This is a genomic window from Bacillus sp. SIMBA_005, assembly GCF_046535585.1.
GTDB classification, from domain to species: Bacteria; Bacillota; Bacilli; order Bacillales; family Bacillaceae; genus Bacillus; species Bacillus pumilus.
Genome location: NZ_JAWRWI010000009.1, coordinates 81,910 through 105,580, shown reverse-complemented (window position 1 = coordinate 105,580; position 23,671 = coordinate 81,910). Strand labels below are relative to the sequence as shown.

Annotated in this window: 23 protein-coding genes and 1 other annotated feature; of the genes, 18 read left to right on the top strand and 5 right to left on the bottom strand. The window is 42.5% G+C overall.

The features are described from left to right. Nucleotides 1-13 precede the first annotated feature (13 nt). Nucleotides 14-1,711, top strand: a complete 1,698-nt coding sequence (locus SB660_RS15745; protein ID WP_339163502.1) for an NAD-dependent malic enzyme — start codon at nt 14-16, stop codon at nt 1,709-1,711. Between the two features lie 43 nt (nt 1,712-1,754). On the opposite strand, the gene SB660_RS15740 is transcribed toward SB660_RS15745, so the two are convergent. Continuing rightward, a complete protein-coding gene (locus tag SB660_RS15740) occupies nt 1,755-2,069 on the bottom strand; it encodes a PepSY domain-containing protein (RefSeq protein ID WP_003217759.1) in 315 nt (104 codons plus the stop codon). 199 nt (nt 2,070-2,268) lie between these two features. Here SB660_RS15740 and SB660_RS15735 point away from each other — a divergent pair, with 199 nt between their 5' ends. Then, the gene (locus SB660_RS15735; protein ID WP_144462542.1) at nt 2,269-3,342 is read left to right on the top strand and encodes a M42 family metallopeptidase; all 1,074 of its coding nucleotides are present in this window, start codon (nt 2,269-2,271) and stop codon (nt 3,340-3,342) included. 42 nt (nt 3,343-3,384) lie between these two features. Here the strand turns inward: SB660_RS15735 and SB660_RS15730 are convergent, their stop codons facing one another. Next, complete coding sequence (locus SB660_RS15730; RefSeq protein WP_058015040.1) at nt 3,385-3,831, bottom strand: YtoQ family protein; 447 nt, start codon at nt 3,829-3,831, stop codon at nt 3,385-3,387. Nucleotides 3,832-4,031: 200 nt separating this feature from the next. Here SB660_RS15730 and SB660_RS15725 point away from each other — a divergent pair, with 200 nt between their 5' ends. From SB660_RS15725 to ccpA, 11 genes are all read left to right on the top strand, one after another. Beyond that, nucleotides 4,032-5,060 carry a PTS sugar transporter subunit IIC gene (locus SB660_RS15725; RefSeq protein ID WP_058015041.1) on the top strand — a complete coding sequence of 343 codons (1,029 nt, stop codon included), beginning with the start codon at nt 4,032-4,034 and terminating at the stop codon, nt 5,058-5,060. After that, entirely contained in the window at nt 5,047-5,367 is a 321-nt protein-coding gene (locus SB660_RS15720; RefSeq protein WP_003217665.1) for a thioredoxin family protein, read from the top strand. Before SB660_RS15725 ends, SB660_RS15720 begins: the two co-directional genes overlap by 14 nt. A gap of 19 nt (nt 5,368-5,386) precedes the next feature. Further along, nucleotides 5,387-6,199: a DUF1444 domain-containing protein gene (locus SB660_RS15715; protein ID WP_081106463.1), complete on the top strand. Its 813-nt coding sequence runs from the start codon at nt 5,387-5,389 to the stop codon at nt 6,197-6,199. Nucleotides 6,200-6,215: 16 nt separating this feature from the next. Beyond that, nucleotides 6,216-6,821 (top strand): YtpR family tRNA-binding protein, encoded by a 606-nt coding sequence (ytpR, locus tag SB660_RS15710; RefSeq protein WP_044142204.1) that lies wholly within the window; start codon nt 6,216-6,218, stop codon nt 6,819-6,821. A gap of 196 nt (nt 6,822-7,017) precedes the next feature. Further along, nucleotides 7,018-9,774, top strand: a complete 2,757-nt coding sequence (locus SB660_RS15705) for a DNA translocase FtsK (RefSeq protein ID WP_410583230.1) — start codon at nt 7,018-7,020, stop codon at nt 9,772-9,774. Between the two features lie 303 nt (nt 9,775-10,077). Then, on the top strand, nt 10,078-11,376 hold the full coding sequence (murC, locus tag SB660_RS15700) for a UDP-N-acetylmuramate--L-alanine ligase (RefSeq protein ID WP_058015043.1): 1,299 nt from the start codon (nt 10,078-10,080) through the stop codon (nt 11,374-11,376). A 225-nt stretch (nt 11,377-11,601) separates the two neighbouring features. Then, the gene (locus SB660_RS15695; RefSeq protein ID WP_169056733.1) at nt 11,602-12,021 is read left to right on the top strand and encodes a DUF948 domain-containing protein; all 420 of its coding nucleotides are present in this window, start codon (nt 11,602-11,604) and stop codon (nt 12,019-12,021) included. Between the two features lie 26 nt (nt 12,022-12,047). Further along, nucleotides 12,048-12,518, top strand: coding sequence for a YtxH domain-containing protein (locus SB660_RS15690; RefSeq protein ID WP_058015045.1), 471 nt, complete (start codon nt 12,048-12,050; stop codon nt 12,516-12,518). Between the two features lie 33 nt (nt 12,519-12,551). Next, nucleotides 12,552-12,875, top strand: coding sequence for a bacillithiol system redox-active protein YtxJ (gene ytxJ, locus SB660_RS15685; RefSeq protein ID WP_003217729.1), 324 nt, complete (start codon nt 12,552-12,554; stop codon nt 12,873-12,875). Nucleotides 12,876-13,093: 218 nt separating this feature from the next. Continuing rightward, nucleotides 13,094-14,170, top strand: a complete 1,077-nt coding sequence (locus SB660_RS15680) for a bifunctional 3-deoxy-7-phosphoheptulonate synthase/chorismate mutase (protein ID WP_058015046.1) — start codon at nt 13,094-13,096, stop codon at nt 14,168-14,170. Between the two features lie 451 nt (nt 14,171-14,621). Beyond that, nucleotides 14,622-15,623, top strand: a complete 1,002-nt coding sequence (gene ccpA, locus SB660_RS15675) for a catabolite control protein A (protein WP_061409141.1) — start codon at nt 14,622-14,624, stop codon at nt 15,621-15,623. A 42-nt stretch (nt 15,624-15,665) separates the two neighbouring features. Here the strand turns inward: ccpA and SB660_RS15670 are convergent, their stop codons facing one another. The 3 genes from SB660_RS15670 to SB660_RS15660 are packed head-to-tail and all read right to left on the bottom strand — an operon-like array spanning nt 15,666 to nt 18,136. Beyond that, entirely contained in the window at nt 15,666-16,826 is a 1,161-nt protein-coding gene (locus SB660_RS15670) for an acetoin utilization protein AcuC (RefSeq protein ID WP_061409138.1), read from the bottom strand. Next, nucleotides 16,823-17,464, bottom strand: coding sequence for a CBS and ACT domain-containing protein (locus tag SB660_RS15665; protein ID WP_061409135.1), 642 nt, complete (start codon nt 17,462-17,464; stop codon nt 16,823-16,825). The genes SB660_RS15670 and SB660_RS15665 overlap by 4 nt, the downstream gene beginning before the upstream one ends. Before the next feature lie 39 nt (nt 17,465-17,503). Beyond that, nucleotides 17,504-18,136 carry a GNAT family N-acetyltransferase gene (locus SB660_RS15660; protein ID WP_012010911.1) on the bottom strand — a complete coding sequence of 211 codons (633 nt, stop codon included), beginning with the start codon at nt 18,134-18,136 and terminating at the stop codon, nt 17,504-17,506. 155 nt (nt 18,137-18,291) lie between these two features. On the opposite strand from SB660_RS15660, the gene acsA reads away from it, so the two are divergent. The 5 genes from acsA (at nt 18,292) to SB660_RS15635 (ending at nt 23,470) form a co-directional block, all read left to right on the top strand. Further along, on the top strand, nt 18,292-20,016 hold the full coding sequence (gene acsA / locus SB660_RS15655; RefSeq protein ID WP_058015048.1) for an acetate--CoA ligase: 1,725 nt from the start codon (nt 18,292-18,294) through the stop codon (nt 20,014-20,016). Nucleotides 20,017-20,074: 58 nt separating this feature from the next. Further along, nucleotides 20,075-20,313, top strand: a binding site (T-box leader). A gap of 52 nt (nt 20,314-20,365) precedes the next feature. Continuing rightward, nucleotides 20,366-21,634 (top strand): tyrosine--tRNA ligase, encoded by a 1,269-nt coding sequence (gene tyrS / locus SB660_RS15650; protein WP_058015049.1) that lies wholly within the window; start codon nt 20,366-20,368, stop codon nt 21,632-21,634. A gap of 319 nt (nt 21,635-21,953) precedes the next feature. Next, nucleotides 21,954-22,532 carry an esterase/lipase family protein gene (locus SB660_RS15645; protein WP_391509996.1) on the top strand — a complete coding sequence of 193 codons (579 nt, stop codon included), beginning with the start codon at nt 21,954-21,956 and terminating at the stop codon, nt 22,530-22,532. 93 nt (nt 22,533-22,625) lie between these two features. Next, nucleotides 22,626-22,835, top strand: coding sequence for a hypothetical protein (locus SB660_RS15640; RefSeq protein ID WP_410583225.1), 210 nt, complete (start codon nt 22,626-22,628; stop codon nt 22,833-22,835). A gap of 71 nt (nt 22,836-22,906) precedes the next feature. After that, on the top strand, nt 22,907-23,470 hold the full coding sequence (locus tag SB660_RS15635) for a cysteine hydrolase family protein (RefSeq protein ID WP_061409130.1): 564 nt from the start codon (nt 22,907-22,909) through the stop codon (nt 23,468-23,470). Nucleotides 23,471-23,671 lie beyond the last annotated feature (201 nt).

Sequence of the window (23,671 nt, the reverse complement as noted above, 5' to 3'; positions counted from 1 at the left end):
AGGAAGAGTGCAGGTGAACCAATCTTATCGTGTACATGGTGATGTCATTGAAACACCATTAAGAGGGATGGAAGTCATGTCCGTCCCTTATTTAAACAAAGGGGTTGCATTTACGAAAGAAGAGCGGGAAGAGCTTGGTTTAAAGGGGTTTCTACCGCCTAAAGTTTTAACATTAGAGGATCAGGCAAAGCGTGCGTATGAGCAGTTCAAGGCACAGCCGGATGAGCTTGGAAAAAATGTGTATTTAACATCACTTCACGACAGAAACGAAGTGCTTTTTTACAAATTACTAAATGAGCACTTGGCAGAGATGCTGCCGATTGTCTATACACCGACGGTTGGAACAGCCATTCAGCGTTATAGCCACGAGTATCGAAAGCCAAGAGGGCTTTATTTATCAATTGATGACTTGGAAGGCATGGAAGAGATATTTGCCTCTTACGGTGTGGATGAATCCATTGACTTAATCGTTGCGACAGATGCAGAAGGCATTTTAGGTATTGGAGACTGGGGTGTTGGCGGTATTGCCATTTCAGTCGGGAAACTTGCTGTTTATACAGCTGCAGCAGGCATTGATCCTAGCCGCGTACTGGCCGTTGTGCTTGATGCGGGGACGAACCAAGAAAGTCTCTTGAATGATCCGCTTTATGTTGGAAATCAGCATTCTCGCGTTCGAGGAGAGCGTTATGATCAGTTCATCGATCAATATGTAGAGCTTGCCCGCGCAACCTTTCCAAATGCACTCCTACACTGGGAAGACTTTGGGACAAAAAATGCACGAGCTATATTGGAAAAATATAAGGAACGAATTTGTACATTTAATGATGATATTCAAGGGACTGGAGCTGTTTCACTTGCTGCGGTTCTGGCATGTGCAAAAGCTTCAAAGGTTCCGCTGAAAGACCACCGAATCATCATTTTCGGAGCGGGTACTGCAGGGATTGGCATAGCGGAGCAGATCCGTGATGCGATCGTCAGAGACGGAGTCAAAGAAGAGGAATCATATGATCATTTCTGGTGTATTGATAAAACAGGATTGCTTACAGATGATTCGCCTGATATTCAGCCATTTCAAAAGCCATATGCAAGACGTTCTGACGAAGTAAAGGATTATGCCCGTAATGGCCCTAAGCATTCCATTGATTTATTAGAGGTCGTCAAACAGGCAAAACCAACGATCTTAATTGGCACCTCGACAGTAGGGGGAGCATTTACAGAGGAAATTGTAAAAGAAATGGCGTCGCACGTAGAGCGCCCAGCGATTTTACCGATGTCGAACCCAACACCTCTTTCAGAAGCAAAGCCAGAAGATCTCATTGAGTGGACAGAAGGACGCGCCCTCGTGACAACAGGAAGCCCATTTGATCCTGTCGAATATGGCGGCGTCACATATGAAATTGGGCAAGCGAATAATGCTCTAGTGTTCCCAGGGCTTGGTCTTGGAACGATTGTGTCTAAAGCACGCCTCATGACAGACAGCATGTTTGTTGCGAGTGCTGAAGCGATTGCCAGCATGGTCAATGTCGGAAAGCCGGGTGCAGCGATGCTGCCGAGTGTTGATCAGCTTCGAACCGTTTCAGCGACAGTGGCTGTCCGTGTGGCGCAAGCAGCGATTGATGAAGGAATTGCAGAGGAAACGCCTGAGGACCTTATTCAGGCTGTACAGGACGCTATGTGGCATCCTGTGTACAAAAAAATCAAAGCCATATAAAAAAGAAGCTTCGCAAGGACACACCTTTGCGAAGCTTTCTTTATCAAGCCACAGAATCAATGACATCCACAATCATGCCTGTTTTGGCATCAATCATGACTTCGTACTGTTCAAGCTCCCCAAAGGCTGAGCGAGTAATGCCAGATTTGTACACATCAATCGTTTCACCATTTACGGTATACGGTTCTGGTACAGTATAAATCCAAGAGCCATCAATCGGGCCGCGCTGTTTAAAAGCGGATTTCACAATTTTTAATGCTTTTTCAGACGAGATATACGTAGGGAAAAATACTTTCTTTGCAACAATTGCAGCGGCTACGCCAATACTCGCACCAATCAGAACATGTTTTAACTTCAACGTGCTGCACCTCCGTATTGCTGTTTTTTCCATTATACAAAACTTGTCCATTGATGTTAAGGAATCCGAATAGTTGAAAGCATATTCAAAATTTCTGGAGAGATACTTGGAAAACCGAAAGAATTCTTATAGTATAAAGTGAGTGTTATTTTTATAGGAATATATATGGTCATTACATAGAAACGAGGTAAATCGTAGAATGAATGAAGAAACGTTGTCGCTTTTCCGAAATTTAACAGAATTACAAGGCACCCCAGGTAATGAACACCATGTGCGTGCTTTTATGAAAAAGGAACTTGAGAAATATTCTGACGAACTCATTCAGGATCGTCTTGGCGGTGTGTTTGGGGTACGCAAGGGACCAGAGAACGCACCTAAAATCATGGTGGCTGGTCATATGGATGAAGTGGGATTCATGGTTTCATCCATTACGAAGAATGGGATGATACGCTTCCAAACACTCGGCGGCTGGTGGAGTCAAGTCATGCTGGCACAGCGTGTCGACGTTCATACCGATCACGGGCCAATTCCTGGTGTCGTCTCTAGTACACCGCCTCATCTTCTGACTCCAGAACAAAAAAGCAAACCTGTGAAACCATCAGACATGCTCATTGATATTGGGGCAGACAGTGAAGAAGAGGCAAAAGAACTTGGCATTCGCCCAGGACAGCAAATCGTGCCTGCAACAGTCTTTACCCCTATGGCGAATCCTAAAAAGATCCTAGCAAAAGCTTGGGATAACCGCTATGGCTGCGGACTTGCGATTGAATTATTAAAAGAAATAAAAGACGAACCACTTTCCTGTCATCTGTATTCAGGTGCAACGGTTCAGGAAGAAGTAGGGCTTAGAGGGGCAGAAGCAGCTGCGAATATGATTCAGCCAGATCTGTTCTTTGCTTTAGATGCAAGCCCTGCAAACGATGTGACAGGTGACAAAACACAATTCGGCCAGCTTGGCAAAGGTGCACTTCTGCGTATTTTTGATCGAACCATGATTACGCACCGCGGGATGAGAGACTTTGTGCTCGATACGGCTGAGTCAAACAGTATTCCATACCAATACTTCGTATCACCAGGTGGTACGGACGCTGGACGTGTGCATATTTCAAACCAAGGCGTGCCTTCTGCTGTCATTGGAGTGTGTGCTCGCTACATTCACACAAGTCATTCAGTATTGCATGTGGATGATTATGCAGCGGCAAAAGAATTAATCGTCCGTCTTGTGAAAAACTGTGATCAAAGTACAGTGGATTCTATATATCAACAAGTTTAAATGTAAACAAAAGGCTGCCTCTTTCAAGAGAGCAGCCTTTTTTTATTGCTGTTCAAACACGTAAGATAATGCTTTGATCGCTTGGTTCACGGTTTCCACAGTGATATTCGCTTTATTTGATAGTTCCTTTAACGGATGGTGCAGTTCTTTTGGACGGATCAAAATGAGAGGTTTCCCTTTAGCGATGGCAGCAGATGCATCCATTGCCGTGTTCCACTGTTTATATTTCTCACCAAAGCGGGCAATGACGATGTCTGCTTTGTTTAATAGGATCTCAGTACGGAAATTATTCAAATCAGAAGCAGCATCATCTTTGAAAATGGCATTTGGCTGCTCACCTAAAATGTCCTCACCAATGTGATCGGAGCGGTCATGATTCTCCATTGGACCAACAAATGTTACTGGCAGTTTCAATGATTGGCTTTTCTCCTTGATTTCATCGCGCCACTGGCTATGAATTTCTCCTGCTAAATAGACGGTTAGTTGCATAACAATCTCCTCCTTTTGTACAAACTTAGTAAAGGTTTGCCCTGTTTCTTTTCATGTTACACAAGAAGTGCTTGATAAAGCAAAAAAAATATGATTATGATATTCATGGTAGAGACTATTTTTCATCGTAAGAATACTACATATAATGGGAAGGACAGGCCTCTTCGTCTTTCCTATGAGAAAGCAGGAAGACGACGTTGATGACTTATTTGAAAAGAAAGGGAATCTCCCTTTCGCCAAAAGTATACTTCATTGATGCACTCTCTTATATGGCTTTAGGTCTATTTGCTACACTAGTAGTAGGTCTGATTTTAAAAACAGCAGGCGGTCTGTTATCACTTCCGCTCATCATCAAAATGGGAACACTCGCCATGGGGCTCATGGGACCAGCGATCGGTGTAGCCGTTGCGTACCGGTTACAGGCATCTCCTTTGATCATTTTTGCAAGTGTTGTCTCAGGTGCTGCAGGAGCAGAGCTTGGTGGACCTGCTGGAAGCTTTGCCGCAGCATTAATTGGTGTGGAAATCGGTAAGCTGGTCAGTGGTGAGACAAAAATTGATATCATTTTGACACCGCTTGTCACCATCATCACTGGTTTTTCCACCGCCGCTTTGATCGGTCCTGGGATTGAAGCCATGATGACAGGGCTTGGCAGGCTCATCATGTGGGGGACTGACCAAAGTCCGCTGATCATGGGCATGCTAGTCGCAACCATTGTTGGACTTGCCCTCAGCTCACCGATTTCAAGTGCTGCGCTTGCACTCATGCTTGACTTAAGCGGTCTAGCTGCTGGTGCTGCAACAATCGGCTGCTGCGCTCAAATGGTCGGCTTTGCCGCTGCGGGCTTTAGAGAAAATCGTTTTGGCGGTCTTGCCGCTGTCGGTATTGGCACATCAAAATTACAGCTGCCGAACATTGTGAAAAATCCCCTTATCCTTATTCCGCCAACGATAGCGGGCCTCATTCTCGCGCCAATTGGTATCATTGGCTTTGGGATGGTCAATAATGCGGCAGGGGCAGGAATGGGAACGAGCGGCCTCGTTGGACAGCTCATGACACTGACCGTTATGGGATTTCATCCATCCGTTTTTCTGGCGATCGCTCTTTTGCATATCGTTGGCCCAGCAGTGATTAGTTTGGTAGTATCAGAATGGATGAGAAAGAAAGGCTATATACAATTCGGAGATTTAACCATACAAACTGGAGGAATGAAACATGAAAAAAATTGAATCAAATGAAGAATTACAAAAAGTGATTCAAGAAGACTTAACAGTATTGCTATTTTCAGCGGACTGGTGTCCGGACTGCACCTTTATCGAACCATTCTTGCCAGAGCTTGAAGCAAACTACCCAGAATTTGAGTACTTCTATGTGGATAGAGATCAATTTATTGACACTTGCGCAGAGTGGGAAATTTACGGCATTCCAAGCTTTTTAGTATTTAAAAATGGACAAGAGATTAACCGCTTTGTCAGCAAGGATCGTAAAACGAAGGAAGAGATTGAAGCATTTTTAACAGATTCTCTTTCTAAATAATGAAAGGAGAGTCTAAATCATGGCAAAAATGACATCAAGACAGCTTGCGAACGAACTCAAAAGCCGTCTGACAAATGACAGCTGGTTACACCAGTTTGACCGAGAAAAAGATACGCTTCGTATTGAAGATAAACAAACAGGTAAAGGAATCACACTAGAGCTCCCGCCAATCATTGCAAAGTGGGAAGTAAAGCCTGATGAAACATTGGATGAGATCGTTTATTATGTGAAAGAGGCGCTAAGTGCCATGAAAGGCGAAGCGCAGCACATCTCAGGAAAAGAAAAGCAAATTTATCCGGTCATTCGATCCACATCCTTTCCGGAGACATCAAGTGATGGCATTCCGCTCGTTTTTGATGAGCATACAGCTGAAACGAGAATCTACTATGCACTTGACCTTGGAAGCTCCTACAGATTAATTGATGAAAAGATGCTTCAAAAGGAAAACTGGACAAAAGAACGAATTAGGGAAACTGCAAGCTTCAATGTCCGCTCACTTGAAACAGTGGTGAAAATGGATGAAGTGGCAGGCAACCGGTTTTATTTCTTCCGTGCAAATGACGGATATGATGCCAGCAGACTTTTAAATGAATCGATTTTACAAGAGTATGCGCAAAAAATAGAAGGACAGATGGCCATTTCTGTCCCCCATCAAGATGTATTCATCATTGCAGATGTTCGCAATGAATCAGGCTATGATATTTTAGGACAGATGTCGATGAGCTTCTTCGCCAGCGGCACGGTTCCGATTACCGCATTGTCATTTTTATATGATGAGGGCAAACTTGAACCGATCTTTATTCTTGCTAAAAGCAGACCAAAACAGCAGTAGAAGGGAATTTTGAAGAATGAACGTTTTTTATAATGCAGAAGGTGTAGGCGACACACTCCTTATTTCCTTGAAAGATGTGACGAGAGAAGAAGTAGGTCATGAGACGTTTGGAGATGTCGTAAGAATCTTCAATCAAGAAACAAAAGAAACAACAGGCTTTAATATCTTCAATGCATCTACTTACATGAAAATTGAAGAAAACGGATCTGTACCGCTTTCTGAAACACTTGTTCAAGATATCAACGAAATTTTAAACCGCAACGGTGTCAGTGAAACGTTGACTGTCGATCTATCACCAAAATTTGTTGTCGGTTATGTAAAGGAAAAAGAAAAGCATCCGAATGCAGATAAATTAAACATTTGCCAAGTGGATGTTGGCGATGAAACATTACAAATCGTGTGCGGTGCACCAAACGTTGATCAAGGGCAATATGTCGTGGTTGCGAAGGTTGGGGCAGTGATGCCAAGCGGTTTAATCATCAAAGATGCTGAGCTAAGAGGTGTTCCATCAAGCGGTATGATTTGTTCAGCAAAAGAACTAGATCTTCCAGACGCGCCTGCTGAAAAAGGGATTCTTGTTCTAGAGGGAAGCCATCAAGCTGGCGAACCCTTTCAAGCATAACCTCCCATAAACGGGCACATCAGAGCGAAGAATGTGTTATACCAAAAGTCACTAAGTACGTACTTAGTGACTTTTTTTCATCTACAGACAGTACAAATAGCAAGGAGCGGCACTTTTCTCGCTTTTCTGCATGAAAAAGCAATGGTATACTAAAAATCGCCCAAGAAAACGTAAGGGGAGTTAAAGTGAGTGATAAATGATGAGTTGGTTAGATAAATTTTTTAGTGTATTTTTAGGAGAAGAAAAGAAAGAAGAAAAAGCTGTGAGACCTGAGGAAGGTCCAGTTGCACCAAAGCAACCAGTTTTTGAACAGCATAAAGAATATAAAAAAATTGAAGATACAAAAGTCTATTATGAATATCCAGCAGGAAACTTCCGCTTTCCGCTCGTTCCAGATGAACCTCAGCGAGACGGAGTAAAGCAGGAAAGAAGACGCCCGAAGCAAGGCCACCCAAAGGCCAAGCAGAAGACCTATGAGTCAAAACAAACGGTGCAGCCTGACATTCATAAAAAGCCATTCAAACCAGAGCAAATTCCGTCACCAATCTATGGCTATCATCAGGATATGCGTCCGAAACGAACAGAGACGAAAGAAGAATCATCTTCTGTTCAAATGAAAGCAGTAGAAACAGCGCAGCGAGTCACCCTGTTATCAGAAGAGGCAGAGCGTGAACGAAATGTCAGACAGCAAATGAACATTCCGTCAATACGGAAAGAAAATCGTATGGAAGAAACAGTTCCAGCCCCAGCCCCAGCAGAAGAAAGAGTGGACATGCAAACAGACGTGACCCCGCTTAATTTGCAAGAGGAACTCGCTTATCAGGATCACGTTCAATCGACGATGGAGCGTTTAAATGACGAGCCTTTCATTCAAACAGAGGAAAAAGAGCCAGTCTTTTCTGAGTCTCAAGACCATATTGAAGCTGACTTACATAATCAGCAAGCCGAAGTGTATCACGAACCGCCGGTAGAGTCTGAGCTGGTACAGGATGTTTCCAGTGAAGACGAAGAAATAAAAGCTGAGCCAGTAGAACAGTTTGTCGATCATACAAAGGAAATAGAACCGTTGACATTCGAAACAGCGGAAGACACGCATCCCGCAATTGAAATGGAAGTAGACATGCCGGCAGAAGAAGTAGAGGTACTAGACGACATCTCAGCAGAACCGGTCGAGGAAATAAAAATTGATTCCATCGAAGAAGACCATCAAGAAGAAGTGCAAGCGGCAGCATTGGAAGAAACTGAGCCAGTTGCCGAACATGATCTGCAAGAAGATCAAATGTTAGAAGAAGCGGAAATAGTAGAAGATCAAGTGATGCCAATAGAACAAGCAGCAGACGAACAGACCGCTGCTGAACGAGTAGAACCTGTCATAGAGCAGCAAAAAAAGCAAGAACAATTGCATGAAGTGATGGAAGAAAAACCGAAACAGACATCTCCTCAGACAGAGCGTGCAAGCGGACAAACCTCAACGGTTCCTTTTAACGTCATGATGTTAAAAAGTGATCAGCGTGTGCAAGGACAAAAGAAAGCAGCAGATGCCCAAGGTTATGTGTTTCCAAGCCTCGCCCTATTAGACGTACCTCCAGCTCAAAAAGAAGAGGACGGGACATGGGTGAAAGAGCGGGCAGAGCTGCTCAATGCCACGCTGAAAAATTTCAATGTCAGAGCAAGTGTCGTTCATGTCACGCAAGGCCCTTCTGTGACGAGGTTTGAAGTACATCCAGAACCAGGTGTCAAAGTGAACAAAATCACGAACCTGTCAGATGATATTAAACTCAGTTTGTCCGCAAAGGATATTCGAATTGAAGCACCAATTCCAGGAAAGAACACGATTGGGATCGAAGTGCCGAACCTTCACAGTAAAATGGTTTTCTTACGAGAGATGATCAGAAGCAGTGCGTTTAGAGACAATCCATCTCCTTTAACAGCAGCACTCGGATTAGATATCTCAGGACAGCCTGTTGTCGTTGATCTGCAAAAAATGCCGCATGGCTTAATTGCTGGAGCAACCGGTTCAGGAAAAAGTGTCTGCATCAATACCATTTTAGTGAGCTTAATGTTTAAAGCGTCACCAGATGAAGTGAAAATGCTGTTAATTGACCCTAAAATGGTCGAATTAGCGCCTTATAATCATATTCCGCATCTTGTGAGTCCTGTTATCACCGATGCCAAGACAGCGACAGCTGCGCTGAAATGGGTAGTGGATGAAATGGAAAGACGCTACGAACTGTTTGCGCACTCTGGTGTGAGAGAAATCAAACGATTCAATGAGCTTGTCAAAGAAAAACAAATGGGTGAAAAACTACCTTATCTTGTCGTGGTGATCGATGAGCTCGCTGATTTAATGATGGTCGCACCAAACGAAGTCGAAGAAAGCATTTGCCGAATCGCGCAAAAAGCAAGGGCGTGCGGCATTCACTTATTGATTGCCACACAAAGACCTTCTGTTGATGTCATTACAGGTCTGATTAAAGCCAATATTCCAACAAGAATTGCTTTCTCTGTCTCAAGTCAGGTAGATTCTAGAACGATCATCGACATGGCAGGTGCAGAAAAGCTTCTCGGAAAAGGAGACATGCTCTTCTTAGAAAATGGCTCCGGCAAGCCGACGAGGCTGCAAGGAAACTTTGTATCAGACCGCGAGATCGATCAAGTAGTGGCACATGTTAGAAAACAGCGTAAGCCAGTATTCCTTTTCGAACAGGAGGAATTAATGCTCCAAGGCTCTGCGATTACAGATGAAGACGAATTGTTTATGGATGCCTGCCGTTTTGCCATTGAGCAAAATAGCGCTAGTACATCGAGTTTGCAGAGAAGATTTAGAATTGGCTACAATCGTGCAGCCAGATTGATCGACATGATGGAACGCGAGGGCATGATCTCTGGTGCAAAAGGCAGTAAGCCAAGGGAAGTCCTTATGACACTGAGTGACTTAGAACAGCTGATCTAAACAAAATCACTTCATTTTTTTCATAAACATGGTATGATAGCACATAGGTGCAATTTTGGAATTGGACGCTTTTCGCATGCCTGTCAGAACGCTTTTTTATGTAAAATGAGCGAAAGCAGGTGTTAGAAATAGGAAAGTTGTCGGATACTAATCATAGTTAATATTGATTAGAATAGGAAGATCGGAAAAAATCTTTATTTGGAGCTGCGATCTGTGACCCGCTAGAGGCGAAAATCACAAGTTGCAAATTGAAATGAGCGTCATATACTGTAAGTCAGATAGACGTTTGTTGGAGGTACAATTATGACTGTTTATCATTTTGTTGGAATAAAAGGGACAGGTATGAGTCCACTGGCCCAAATTCTTCATGATACTGGGTATACTGTCCAAGGATCGGATATCGAAAAACATATCTTTACACAAAAAGCATTAGAAGAACGAAATATTAAAATTCTTCCTTTTGACCCAGATAATATTCAGCCAGGGATGACCGTCATTGCAGGTAATGCATTTCCTGATACACACCCTGAGATTGAACGTGCCCTTTCTGAAGGGATTCCTGTCATTCGTTACCATAAATTCCTTGGAGAATACATGGATTCATTCACAAACGTTGCGATTACTGGTGCTCATGGTAAAACGTCAACAACAGGACTGCTTGCCCATGTGATGCAATCAGCGAAACCAACTTCATACTTAATCGGTGATGGATCTGGTATGGGGAAAGAAAACAGCGAGTATTTTGTATTTGAAGCATGCGAATACCGCAGACACTTCCTCAGCTATCATCCAGACTATGCGATCATGACCAATATTGATTTTGACCATCCTGATTATTTCTCGGACATTGACGACGTGTTTGATGCGTTTCAAAACATGGCGCTTCAAGTGAAAAAAGCCATTATCGCTTGCGGTGATGATGAGCATCTGCCTAAGATTCAAGCGAAGGTACCTGTTGTGTACTACGGTTTCAATGAAGAAAATGATTTCCAAGCACGCAATGTTGTAAAAAACACGGAAGGCACTACATTTGATGTGTTCGTACGCAATACGTTTTATGATACCTTCTACATTCCTGCCTATGGAAATCATAATGTCCTTAATTCATTAGCAGTCATTGCATTATGTCACTATGAAGCCATTGATGTAGAGCTCATCAAAGGGGCACTAACGACATTTGGCGGAGTCAAACGCCGCTTTAATGAAAAAGTAGTCGGTGAGCAGGTTTTAATTGACGACTATGCCCATCACCCAACGGAGATTGAAGTCACAATTGAAGCAGCACGCCAAAAGTATCCAGACCGTGAGATTGTGGCTGTTTTCCAGCCTCATACGTTCACTCGTACACAGCAATTCTTAAGTGAATTTGCTGACAGTCTAAAGAAAGCGGACTATGTATACCTATGCGATATTTTCGGTTCAGCCCGTGAAAACATTGGGAAGCTGAGCATTGAAGATTTACGAGAAAAAATCCCGCAGGCCCAATTGATTGCAGAAGAAGACACATCTGTGCTGAAAGCGCACGAAGATGCGATTCTGATCTTTATGGGAGCAGGAGACATTCAAAAATATTTGCGTGCTTATGAAAAAGTCGCTGTATAAATACTTAAACGAAAAGTGCCGTTTTGATCGGCACTTTTTTTATTTTGAATAAAATGTGACAAAGGGGCTAATTGTGTCAACATCTGCCGCATTTTTTCGTTCGCTGTGGACAGGAATTAGCGAATAAGTGTAGAATTATTATTCAAACGGTCATTCTAGGCGATGTTTGAATGATACAACGAGAGGGTATTGAATTGAATATGCCCGCAGCAAAGGAGGTATCAGATGATTATTATTCTATATCTAAGCGTTGCACTGATCGCAATTGCTTTCCTCATTCTTGTCATCTACTTGTCCAAAACATTAAAATCCTTACAGCTGACATTAAAGAATGTCGCATCAACTTTAGAAGGTCTTGAAGGTCAGATGCAAGGGATCACCACAGAGACAGCACAGTTGCTACATAAGACGAATCAGCTTGCTGAAGATATCCAAGACAAATCGGCAAAACTAGGCACAGTTGTGGATGCGGTGCAGGGAATTGGCGGCTCGATTAACCAATTTAATTCAAGCATAAAGCAGGCAGCTGGTGCGGTTTCTTCATCCGTTGAACGAAATCAAGAAAAAGTCACGGATGTGGTAAGCTGGAGTAACGCAGCACTTGAAATTTATAAAAAGTGGAAACAACGAAAACACCAAAAATAAACCATTTTCGCATAGGAGGAATAATCATGAGCAAAGACGGAATCAATAGCAAAGACTTTTTGATCGGAACACTTATTGGTGGCATTGTGGGTGCAACAACAGCTTTATTTTTAGCACCGAAGTCAGGGAAAGAGCTTCGCGATGATTTGAACACCCAAGCGAATGTTTTAAAAGAAAAAACAGATCGACTCACAACAGATGCAAAAGAAAGAGGCACTGAATATGTGACGATTGCGAAAGATAAAACGTCTGAATTGTCCCAACTGGTGGCAGAACAGTCAAACCAAATTTTAGACAAAGTGAAAGACATAAAAGAGCGTGCAGCTGGAAAAGCTAATCATGTGAAAAGTGAAGCAGAAGATGCGGCAGCTGACCTAGCAAGTGAAGCATCAGATGTAGCAGATGAAGCAAAAGTACGAGCACAAGAAGCGAAATCAGAAATTGAAGATGGCATAAAAGATGTCAAAGAAAAAGTCGAACAATCGACTAAAGGCTAACTCTTACTGCACAGAGTGAAGAAGGAGAACATCATGTCAAAACAACTCATTGAAACAGAAGAACAGTTTGATCAACTAACGAATCAAGATGGGACCTTTGTCTTTTTTAAGCACAGTTTGACATGTCCGATCAGTCAAGCGGCTTTTCAAGAGTTTGAAGCATTTGCGTCTGCACATGAAGACGTGCCAACTTATTTCTTGCAAATTCAAAACACAAGGGAGCTTTCATCCTATGTGACAGAAAAGTCGGGGGTAAAGCACGAAAGTCCCCAGGCACTCGTCTTTAGTGGTGGAAAAGTAAAATGGCATGCATCTCACTCAAGCATTACAAAAGAAGCGCTTGAACATAATGTGTAAAAGAAACGTCAGCAATTGCTGACGTTTTTTTTATAAAAAAAGGTTTACTTCAATCAAAACTATGCTATAATCTTACACATAATACTTTATCGCTTAAAAGCGTTTGGGTAATAAAGAAAATTTTCGTGACAATTCCGAAATCTTTGTTTATAATAAACCCTATCATGAGAGAATGAAATAATAAAAAGCGAGAGCGGGCAGAGGAAAGGATGACAAAAATGAGCAACAATGAACTAGAACAATTGAGACAGCAAGCAGATGAACTAAATCTCCAAATTTTAAAACTGATCAATGAAAGAGGAAACATTGTAAAAGAAATTGGAAAAGCGAAAGAAGCGCAAGGTGTCAACCGTTATGATCCTGTCAGAGAGCGCACAATGCTAAACCAAATTCTTGAAGAAAATGATGGACCATTCGAAAACTCAACGATTCAGCATATTTTCAAAGAGATTTTCAAAGCAGGTCTAGAACTTCAAGAAGATGATCACAGCAAAGCACTTCTTGTTTCTCGTAAGAAAAAACCAGAAAATACAATCGTAAATATAAATGGAGAAGCGATCGGAGATGGGAAACAGCGCTTCATCGTTGGACCATGTGCTGTTGAAAGCTACGAGCAAGTCGCAGAAGTGGCGGCAGCAGCGAAACAGCAAGGACTAAAACTTCTTCGCGGAGGAGCATTTAAACCTCGCACAAGTCCATACGACTTCCAAGGACTTGGTGTAGATGGTCTAAAAATTCTAAAGCGTGTAGCGGATGAATACGGTCTTGCTGTCATTAGTGAAATCGTCAATCCTGCTCACATTGAAGAAGCGATTGAGCATATCGATGTTATCCAAATCGGTGCACGAAACATGCAAAACTTCGAACTTTTAAAAGAAGCTGGATCTGTGAAAAAACCTGTTCTTTTAAAACGCGGTCTTGCAGCGACGATTTCAGAATTCATCAATGCAGCTGAATACATCATCGCCCAAGGAAATGATCAAATCATCCTTTGCGAGCGCGGTATCCGCACATACGAAACAGCGACAAGAAATACACTAGATATTTCTGCTGTGCCAATCTTGAAACAAGAGACACATTTACCAGTCTTCGTTGATGTGACGCACTCAACTGGACGTAGAGATCTTCTCCTTCCAACAGCGAAAGCAGCTCTTGCGATTGGAGCAGACGGTGTCATGGCAGAAGTGCATCCAGATCCATCTGTTGCTCTATCTGACTCAGCACAGCAAATGGACATTCCACAATTCGAAAAATGGTTAGATGCGTTAAGACCACTTGTTAACATTCACGCATAATCATAGATAGAAAAGCCGCCGGATGACTGCCCGGCGGTTTTTCTATGGAGTAAATAGGATAAAGATTGGGAATGAAAGGAAAAGAGCACATTGCAAGCCTCAAACGTGCTTGTTCACAATGTTTTCATTTTTAAAATTCAATACAATCTGCTAAGATCATTGTCATAGCTAACGTTCTCGACGGTTTTTCATGAAATATGATTCAATTTACAGGTAACAAGCTCATTAAAGTTTGTTTAATTTAGTTATAAAAAGAAAGGGAACGTTTTCATATGATGAAAAAACGTGTATAATTTCATAAAAGAATGTCATTTTGATGTAGATTGAAAAATTATGTGTCTCTTTTCATCGTTTTAATGACAAATAGGATATTATTTTCCTCGTATCTGACATGTCTCTATCCAATTGGTGAATGCTATAGATATGAAGTGTATTTGAAGGAGTGATTTATGTGAATAATGTTACAATATATGATGTAGCAAGAGAAGCAAATGTAAGTATGGCAACGGTATCACGAGTAGTGAATGGGAATCCGAATGTAAAACCAACAACAAGAAAAAAGGTACTTGAAGCGATTGATCGTCTTGGCTACCGTCCGAATGCTGTGGCACGAGGCCTTGCAAGTAAAAAAACAACAACGGTCGGGGTCATCATCCCTGATATTTCTAGTATCTTCTATTCGGAGCTTGCTCGCGGAATTGAAGATATCGCCACAATGTATAAGTACAACATCATTTTGAGCAACTCAGATCAAAATACCGATAAAGAGCTTCATCTATTAAATACTATGCTAGGTAAACAAGTAGATGGGATTGTCTTTATGGGCGGAAACATCACAGATGTGCTTGTTGAAGAATTTAAGCGCTCTCCTGTGCCAATTGTTCTTGCAGCATCTGTTGAAGAGCAGGCTCAAACACCATCTGTCAACATCAACTATGAGCAAGCGATTTATGATTCAGTACAACTTTTAGTTGAAAAAGGACATAAGCGAATTGCCTTCGTATCTGGCCCAATGTCAGAACCGATTAACTCTATGAGAAAGCTTGCAGGTTATAAACGTGCGCTTGAAGAAGCAGGCATCGCATTTGACGATGCGCTCGTCGCTGAAGGCGATTACTCTTATGATTCTGGAATTGAATCACTTGCTCATCTACTTGAGCAGTCTGATAAGCCGACAGCTGTTATTGCGGCTACAGATGAAATGGCGTTAGGTGTCATTCATGGAGCACAAGATAGAGGCGTATCGATTCCTGAGGATTTAGAAGTGATTGGCTTTGATAACACGAGACTTTCTCTCATGGTGCGTCCTCAGCTGACAACTGTTGTTCAGCCGACGTATGATATTGGCGCTGTCGCAATGAGACTGCTGACGAAGCTGATGAACAAAGAGCAAGTGGATGAACAAATTGTGGAACTTCCACACCGAATTGAAGAAAGACAATCAACAAAATAAAACGAAAAAGCAGGCTTACACATCAGTGAATGCCTGCTTTTCTTATGCATTTTTCTTTTCTCTTCTAACGGGCATCAGTGCTTTTTCTACAGTTTGAGCATTTTTTTCTGTGATTTCAGCTTTTCTTGGGATCGGTGGATATAAATCGTCAGGATCTCCCCATGTGGATGGCAGAGTGACGGGCGATTGTTTATGCCAAGCCTGAACCCAGTCCTGAGGCAGTTCATCAGGGGGTATAATGCCTTTCATTTCAAGCCAAATTCGGCTCCATGCCCTTGGCACGACCCGCCAAATATCATATCCTCCTCCGCCGACAGCGATCCATTTGCCATCACAATATTGATGCGCTAAATCATGGGCAAGTTTAGGAATTTCCTCATATATTTTCATGGTAGCAGATAAATGGGTTAACGGATCATAGTAATGTGCATCTGCACCATTTTGCGTCAAAATCACATCTGGTTTAAAAAAAGCAGCAATTTCAGTCACTGCTGTTCGGTATGCTTCAAGGAACGATTCGTCTTCTGTAAATGCATCAAGCGGAATATTGTAGGCGTAGCCATAGCCTTTATCGTGACCTCTTTCCTGTACTTGTCCAGTTCCAGGGAACAAATAGCGTCCCGTTTCATGAATCGAGACCGTACAAATCTCAGGGTCGTCATAAAAGCTGAATTGTACACCATCTCCGTGATGGGCATCCGTATCAATATACAAAATTCTTGCACCGTATGTCTTTTGAATATATTGAATCGCCACTGAGCTGTCATTATAAATACAGAAGCCGGATGCACGTCCTTTAAACCCGTGATGAAGTCCACCGCCAAGATTCAGTGCATGCTGCGTGTGTCCCATCATCACTTGGTCAACGGCTGTGAGTGTCCCGCCAACAAGGAGAGAAGCTGCTTCATGCATACCTGCAAACATCGGTGTATCCTCCGTGCCAAGACCGTAGCGCTCACCCTCTGCTGTAGAGAGCTTTCCTTCACTAGCCCGCTGCACAGCTTGAATATAATCGGCTGTATGGACGAGCTTTAATTCATCAAGGGTCGCCATACGCGGTGCGACGATCTCATCATCTGTTAACGCCTTCATTTTTTGAAGCAGGTCATATGTTAAGTAGACACGAAGCTGATTGAAGGGATGGTCTTGGTGAAACTGGTACGTTTGAAAAGAGGGTGAAAAAACAAAGGTCGCTTCCTTCATTTGATCGTCTGCTCCATTGGCCACAGCACCTTATATCCTTTTGCGCGAATCAGCTTCGTCACATGATCTGCATGCATGGTTTGAAGGCGGAAGACGAGCACTTTAGACGATTCATTTGCATGCGGATACACAAGCACACTCAACATTTGAATATGCTGTTCCTTTAAAATGGCCGTGATGTCTGCAAGACCTTCTGTCATTTGGTCCACTTCAACCTCTAAGTGTGACCCAGGCTGATCTGCACCTGTCAGTCTGACAAACGTACGAAGCAAATCAGTCTTTGTGATAATACCTACAAGCTTGCCGCGTCTCACCACTGGAAGGCAACCAATTCCGTGCTCAAAAAAGACACTTGAAATCTCTTCAACGAAATCAAGCGGATGAGCAGTAATCGTCTCTAATACCATGATCTCCTCAACAGGACGCTGAATAAAGAGCTGTCTTTTTTCTGTTTCAAATATACTTGGACTGGCATTTTTAATATCTCGATCTGTCACCATCCCAATGACAGAACCTTGATCAGATACGATCGGAATATGCCGGATGTGATGTGCACTCATTTTTTTTACAGCCTCTTCAATCGTATCGGTTTTTCGCAGCGTGATCACATCACGCTCCATAATTTGTTCAATCATCATTGTTTACCAATCCCCTTTGCCAAAAAAACGAATTGAACGTTAATACATAAAGCGTTGATGGAAGCGAAGACGATCGAAACGCTCAATCGAATCAGGACTCACATTTTTCCCGATTCTGGCCATTAAACAATTGGCTGGATGTGAGCTGATCTCTGGCTCGTCTGTTGCAAACCAAACAAGACCGCCTGCGTTCATCATTTTCTCCATCATCTTGCGGTACTCCCACACGTTTTTCTTTGTCCCCTTTAAATCCCAATGCCAGTAATATTCAGTTGTAATGACGATATAATTCTCCATTTGCTCATCCATCATGCTCACATCAAGTAAATGCTTGCCAAGTGAGCAGCCTCTAAATGGAGGAGCGACCTCAATCGCGCCAAGCTCGATTAAATTGTCCATGTTGCCCTCTGACCAGCGCTCAAGCGGATCAGGATATAAATACGTGACATAGCCGACAACAAGCTCATCCACTCTTGCAATGATAATACGTCCTTCTGGAAGATCTGCTATTTCAACAAGTGCCTGTTTCTGTTCCTCTGGCGTGCGAAATGCCGTTAGGCCTTCATGAAATGTATAGTTCGCAAGCTCTGATGCAGGTACCGGACCTTCAATAAGGATGGAACCTGTTTCTCGCTCAATGATTTTTGAATAATAAGTTTTAGGATGCTCCACGTATCCACCGCCTCAAATTCTAGTGAGTCGTCTCTATTTTATCTTAAAACCTGCAAGAATTAAAACGGTTTCACTATAAGTTTTTTAAAAATTGAGAAAAAAAGTCATCTATACTATAATGGTCATTGTAAACGTATGCAAAGGGGGACTGTTTGATGAAAGTGGAAACGCTACCATCAGTAAAAGGGGACTATCATTTAAATGATTATGAGCAGGCATACAAAGAATTTTCATGGGAAGAAGCAAGAAAAAACTTCTCATGGTATGAAACAGGAAACATAAATGCAGCCTATGAAGCGATTGACAGACATGCGGACTCGTTTCGCAAGAACAAGGTGGCGCTTCATTACAAAGATTCACAGCGGGATGAAAAGTATACGTTCAGAGATATGAAAATCAACACAAATAAAGCGGGCAATCTATTCAGAGAAAAGGCGCATGTGCAAAAAGGAGATCGCGTATTTATCTTTATGCCTAGATCCCCTGAGCTCTATTTTCTTCTGCTTGGCGCAGTTAAAATTGGTGCGATCGTTGGCCCGTTATTTGAGGCATTTATGGAAGGTGCGGTCAAAGACCGTTTAGAAAATAGCGAGGCGAAGGTCATTGTGACAACGCCAGATCTGCTTGAACGAATTCCGTTTGCAGAGCTTCCGAAACTTGAATCTGTCATTATTGTCGGCGGTGAAAAGGAAGATATCGATGGCGTTCGGACCATCCATTATGAAGAAGCCTTTGACCAGGCGGCGAAGGATCTTGAAATCGAATGGATGGATGAAAAAGACGGCTTTCTGCTTCATTACACGTCAGGGTCGACAGGTACGCCAAAAGGTGTGCTACATGTCCATGGTGCAATGGTGCAGCAGGATCAGACCGGTAAATGGGTGCTTGATCTGAAAGAAGACGATGTCTACTGGTGTACAGCTGACCCGGGCTGGGTAACAGGCACAGTGTACGGCATTTTTTCACCGTGGTTAAACGGGGCAACAAATGTCATTTTAGGCGGCAGATTTAACCCTGATACGTGGTATGAAACGATTGAATCACTAGGTGTGACCGTTTGGTACAGTGCACCGACCGCCTTTAGAATGCTAATGGGGGCAGGAGATGACCTCATTCAAAAATATGATCTCAGCTCGCTTCGTCATGTGTTAAGTGTAGGTGAGCCTCTTAATCCAGAAGTCATTCGCTGGGGAGACGCTGTATTTGGCAAACGAATTCATGACACTTGGTGGATGACGGAAACCGGTGCACAGCTGATTTGTAATTATCCATGCATGGACATTAAACCAGGTTCAATGGGGAAACCGATTCCAGGTGTAGAAGCTGCGATTGTGGATAATGCCGGAAATGAACTTCCGCCATATCGGATGGGCAACCTTGCCATCAAAAAAGGCTGGCCGTCTATGATGCATACGATCTGGAACAATCCTGAAAAATATGAATCTTACTTTATGCCGGGAGATTGGTATGTTTCAGGAGATTCAGCTTATATGGACGAAGACGGATACTTTTGGTTCCAGGGACGTGTCGATGATGTGATCATGACATCAGGAGAGCGGGTTGGTCCTTTTGAGGTGGAAAGCAAACTGGTTGAACATCCGGCCATTGCAGAGGCTGGTGTCATTGGAAAACCAGATCCGGTCCGCGGTGAAATTATTAAGGCATTCATTGCGCTTAGAAGCGGATATGAGCCGACAGATGAGCTGAAAGAAGAGATTCGTACGTTTGTGAAAAAAGGACTCGCTGCACATGCGGCACCGAGAGAAATCGAGTTTAAAGACAAACTCCCTAAAACGCGAAGCGGAAAAATTATGAGACGTGTGCTAAAGGCGTGGGAACTGAATTTACCGGCTGGCGACCTATCGACAATGGAAGATTAATTTTTTCATCAGTTGACTTGATATCAAAAATATGTTTAAAATGACATTAGTTGAATATGTAAAGGTTTTGACTGAGATTCAGTAGAATCATCTTTCCCTGTCCAAGAGAGCTGACGGCTGGTGCGAGTCAGTGCAAAGAGATATTCGAATTACCCTCACGAACCGCTTTTACGAAAAGGAGCATGCACGCTGTCCTGATTAGTGAAAGAACGGATCTGTCCGTTATCAGTGTAAGTGAAAAGACGTGATGTATTGTCTTTTAAGCAGGGTGGTACCGCGATATATATCGTCCCTTCGTTCATTCGAAGGGGCGTTTTTTATGTTGAATTGTAAAAAAGGAGAATGAGATATGAGTCAATTGATGGAAGAGTTATCGTTTAGAGGATTAATTCAGCAGCAAACAGATGAAGAAGGTTTAACAAAATTATTAGCAGAAGAAAAAATCAAGCTATACTCCGGTTTTGACCCAACAGCGGACAGCTTACACATTGGTCACCTATTGCCAATTTTAACATTACGCAGATTCCAGGAAGCAGGTCATCACCCGATTGCTCTTGTTGGCGGTGCAACTGGACTAATCGGTGATCCTAGCTTCAAAAAAGCAGAACGTTCACTAAACCCAGCAGAAATCGTCGAACAGTGGTCAGATAAAATCAAAGGACAGCTTTCTCAATTTCTTGATTTTGAAGCAGGCGAGAACCCAGCCGTTATCGTGAATAACTACGACTGGATCAGCCAAATGAATGTGATCACATTCCTTCGTGATATTGGGAAGAACTTCGGTGTGAACTTCATGCTGGCAAAAGATATCGTCAGCTCACGGATTGAGACAGGTATTTCGTACACAGAGTTCAGCTACGTCATCCTGCAATCTTTAGACTTTTTAAACCTTTACAGAAATGAAAACTGTAAACTGCAAATTGGCGGAAGCGACCAGTGGGGAAATATTACATCTGGACTTGAGCTGATCCGTAAGTCTGAAGCAGAAGGGGCAAAAGCATTTGGTTTAACGATGCCGCTTGTCACGAAAGCAGACGGCACGAAGTTTGGTAAAACAGAAGGCGGCGCCATTTGGTTAGATAAAGAAAAAACATCTCCATATGAGTTCTACCAATTCTGGATCAACACAGATGACCGTGACGTTGTGAAATACTTAAAATACTTTACGTTCTTATCGAAAGAAGAGATCGCATCTTACGAAGAAAAAGTGCAAACAGCACCTGAAAAACGTGAAGCACAGCGCCGTCTAGCAGAGGAAGTCACAACACTCGTACATGGCCGTGAATCACTAGAACAGGCAGTCAACATCTCAAATGCCCTATTTAAAGGTGAGATTAAATCTCTTTCAGCCGAAGAAGTCAAAGTAGGCTTTAAAGATGTTCCATCAATGGAGAAAAGCAGCACAGAAGAGTTGACACTTGTCGATGTCCTTGTGGAATCGAAGCTGTCACCATCAAAACGTCAAGCACGTGAAGACATCACAAATGGTGCAGTTTCCATCAACGGAGAGAGACAAACCGATAAAGACTACGTCCTTTCAGCGGAAGATAGAATTGAAAACCAATTTACCGTCTTAAGAAGAGGGAAAAAGAAATACTTCCTTGTGAATTACAAATAAGAACGATGTGCAGCCGGCTGTGATAACCGGCTGCTTTTTTTATTTAAAATGTGAGACGGGTGCTCAGTTAAGAGTCTATTAGACTGTTCATAGAGACTTTGTCTAGTCTTTTGGCATTGGCGCTGAGAAAGTCAAAGGTGCTTTTTCAGTAATTATTTTCTGTGAAATAAAGCAACAAACAGTGCCTTGTTCACTTTTCTGACATATTTTTCTTGTATAAAATAGAGTCGAATAAGATGAATAAGGGGGAATGAAAGTGATTCGATTTAAGAAAAAGAGTTTGCAAATTCTTGTTGCCCTTGCCTTAGTGCTAGGTTCAATGGCTTTCATCCAGCCGAAAGAAATCAAAGCGGCTGAGCATAATCCGGTAGTGATGGTGCATGGTATGGGAGGAGCGTCTTATAACTTCGCTTCGATTAAAAGTTATTTGGTTACACAAGGCTGGGATCGAAACCAATTATTTGCTATCGATTTCATAGACAAAACAGGTAATAACCGCAACAATGGTCCTCGTCTATCCAGATTCGTCAAAGATGTGCTAGACAAAACGGGTGCCAAAAAAGTAGATATTGTGGCGCATAGTATGGGCGGGGCGAACACGTTATACTATATTAAGAATCTAGACGGCGGCGATAAAATTGAAAACGTCGTCACACTTGGAGGAGCGAATGGACTCGTATCACTCAGAGCATTACCAGGCACTGATCCAAATCAAAAAATTCTTTACACATCTGTCTATAGCTCAGCAGATATGATTGTTGTCAACAGCCTCTCTCGTTTAATTGGCGCAAGAAATGTCCTGATCCACGGCGTTGGACATATCGGTCTATTAACCTCTAGCCAAGTGAAAGGGTATGTGAAAGAAGGATTGAATGGCGGAGGACAGAATACGAATTAAAACATGAAAAAGACAGCGACTTGTGCTGTCTTTTTTGATGTCATCGCCATATGGCAGGAGCTAGTTGGTGTAGGGGAATAAGGAGGCCACACGTTGACACACAGACTCAAACAATATTTCTTCGGATACTTTCTCTATTTTCCATGCTCATTTCTCATGATCTATTTTATTTGGATGAAGTTCGTCAAATCAGTTCAAATGGGCGAGGTGATGTCTAATTATACATCGATTATCGGTATCTATTATATCATCACTAGTGTGTGGTTTATTTTTTTAATGCAAAAACAGGCAAAACAGCAGTAAAGGCATGTACAAATGGATCACCATTACGTACACTACATGTAGTGAATAAGAATCTTCGGAGGTGAGCGTTTGTGCAAACGAGTCAAAAAGCTTTAATCATTGTAGATGTACAGAAGGCGTTCGAGCATGAAAAATGGGGAGAACGAAATAATCTAGAGGCAGAGGAAAATATCAGCCGCCTATTGAGGTTTTGGAGAGAGAAAGGCTGGAAAGTCATTCATATTCAGCATACAGCCGACAATCCAGACTCTGTGTTTCATCCAGCAAATGAAGGACATCTGTTCAAAGATATTGCCAGACCGTTAGAGGAAGAAACGGTGATCCAAAAGAAAGTGAACAGCAGTTTCATTGGTACGAACTTGGAAGAACAACTAAGATCAAACCATGTTGACTCAGTCGTGATCGCAGGATTAACAACACCGCACTGCGTATCCACAACTACAAGAATGAGCGGAAACCTGGGCTTTGATACGTATCTGATTTCGGACGCAACAGCTGCCTTTGGGCTAACAGATCAAACTGGTACATATTTTGACCCAGAAACAATCCATCGGCTCTCACTTGCCACACTCCATGATGAATTTGCGACTGTGCTGACAACAGATCAATTGATTAGTAATTGGATGGTAAAATAAAAAATATCGCTATACGCTTAATAATACTTGATGAACCATGGAACAAAAAAATCCTCTAGAATTCTAGGGGATTTTTTTTCATGATAGATTATATAGTTTTGAATAGCTTCTTGAGACTGGCTAGTCATCATGAAAAAACAATAGACAAATTTAGCGCAAAATACAATCAAATCTTCACAACTTAATCGCACCTATTTACTG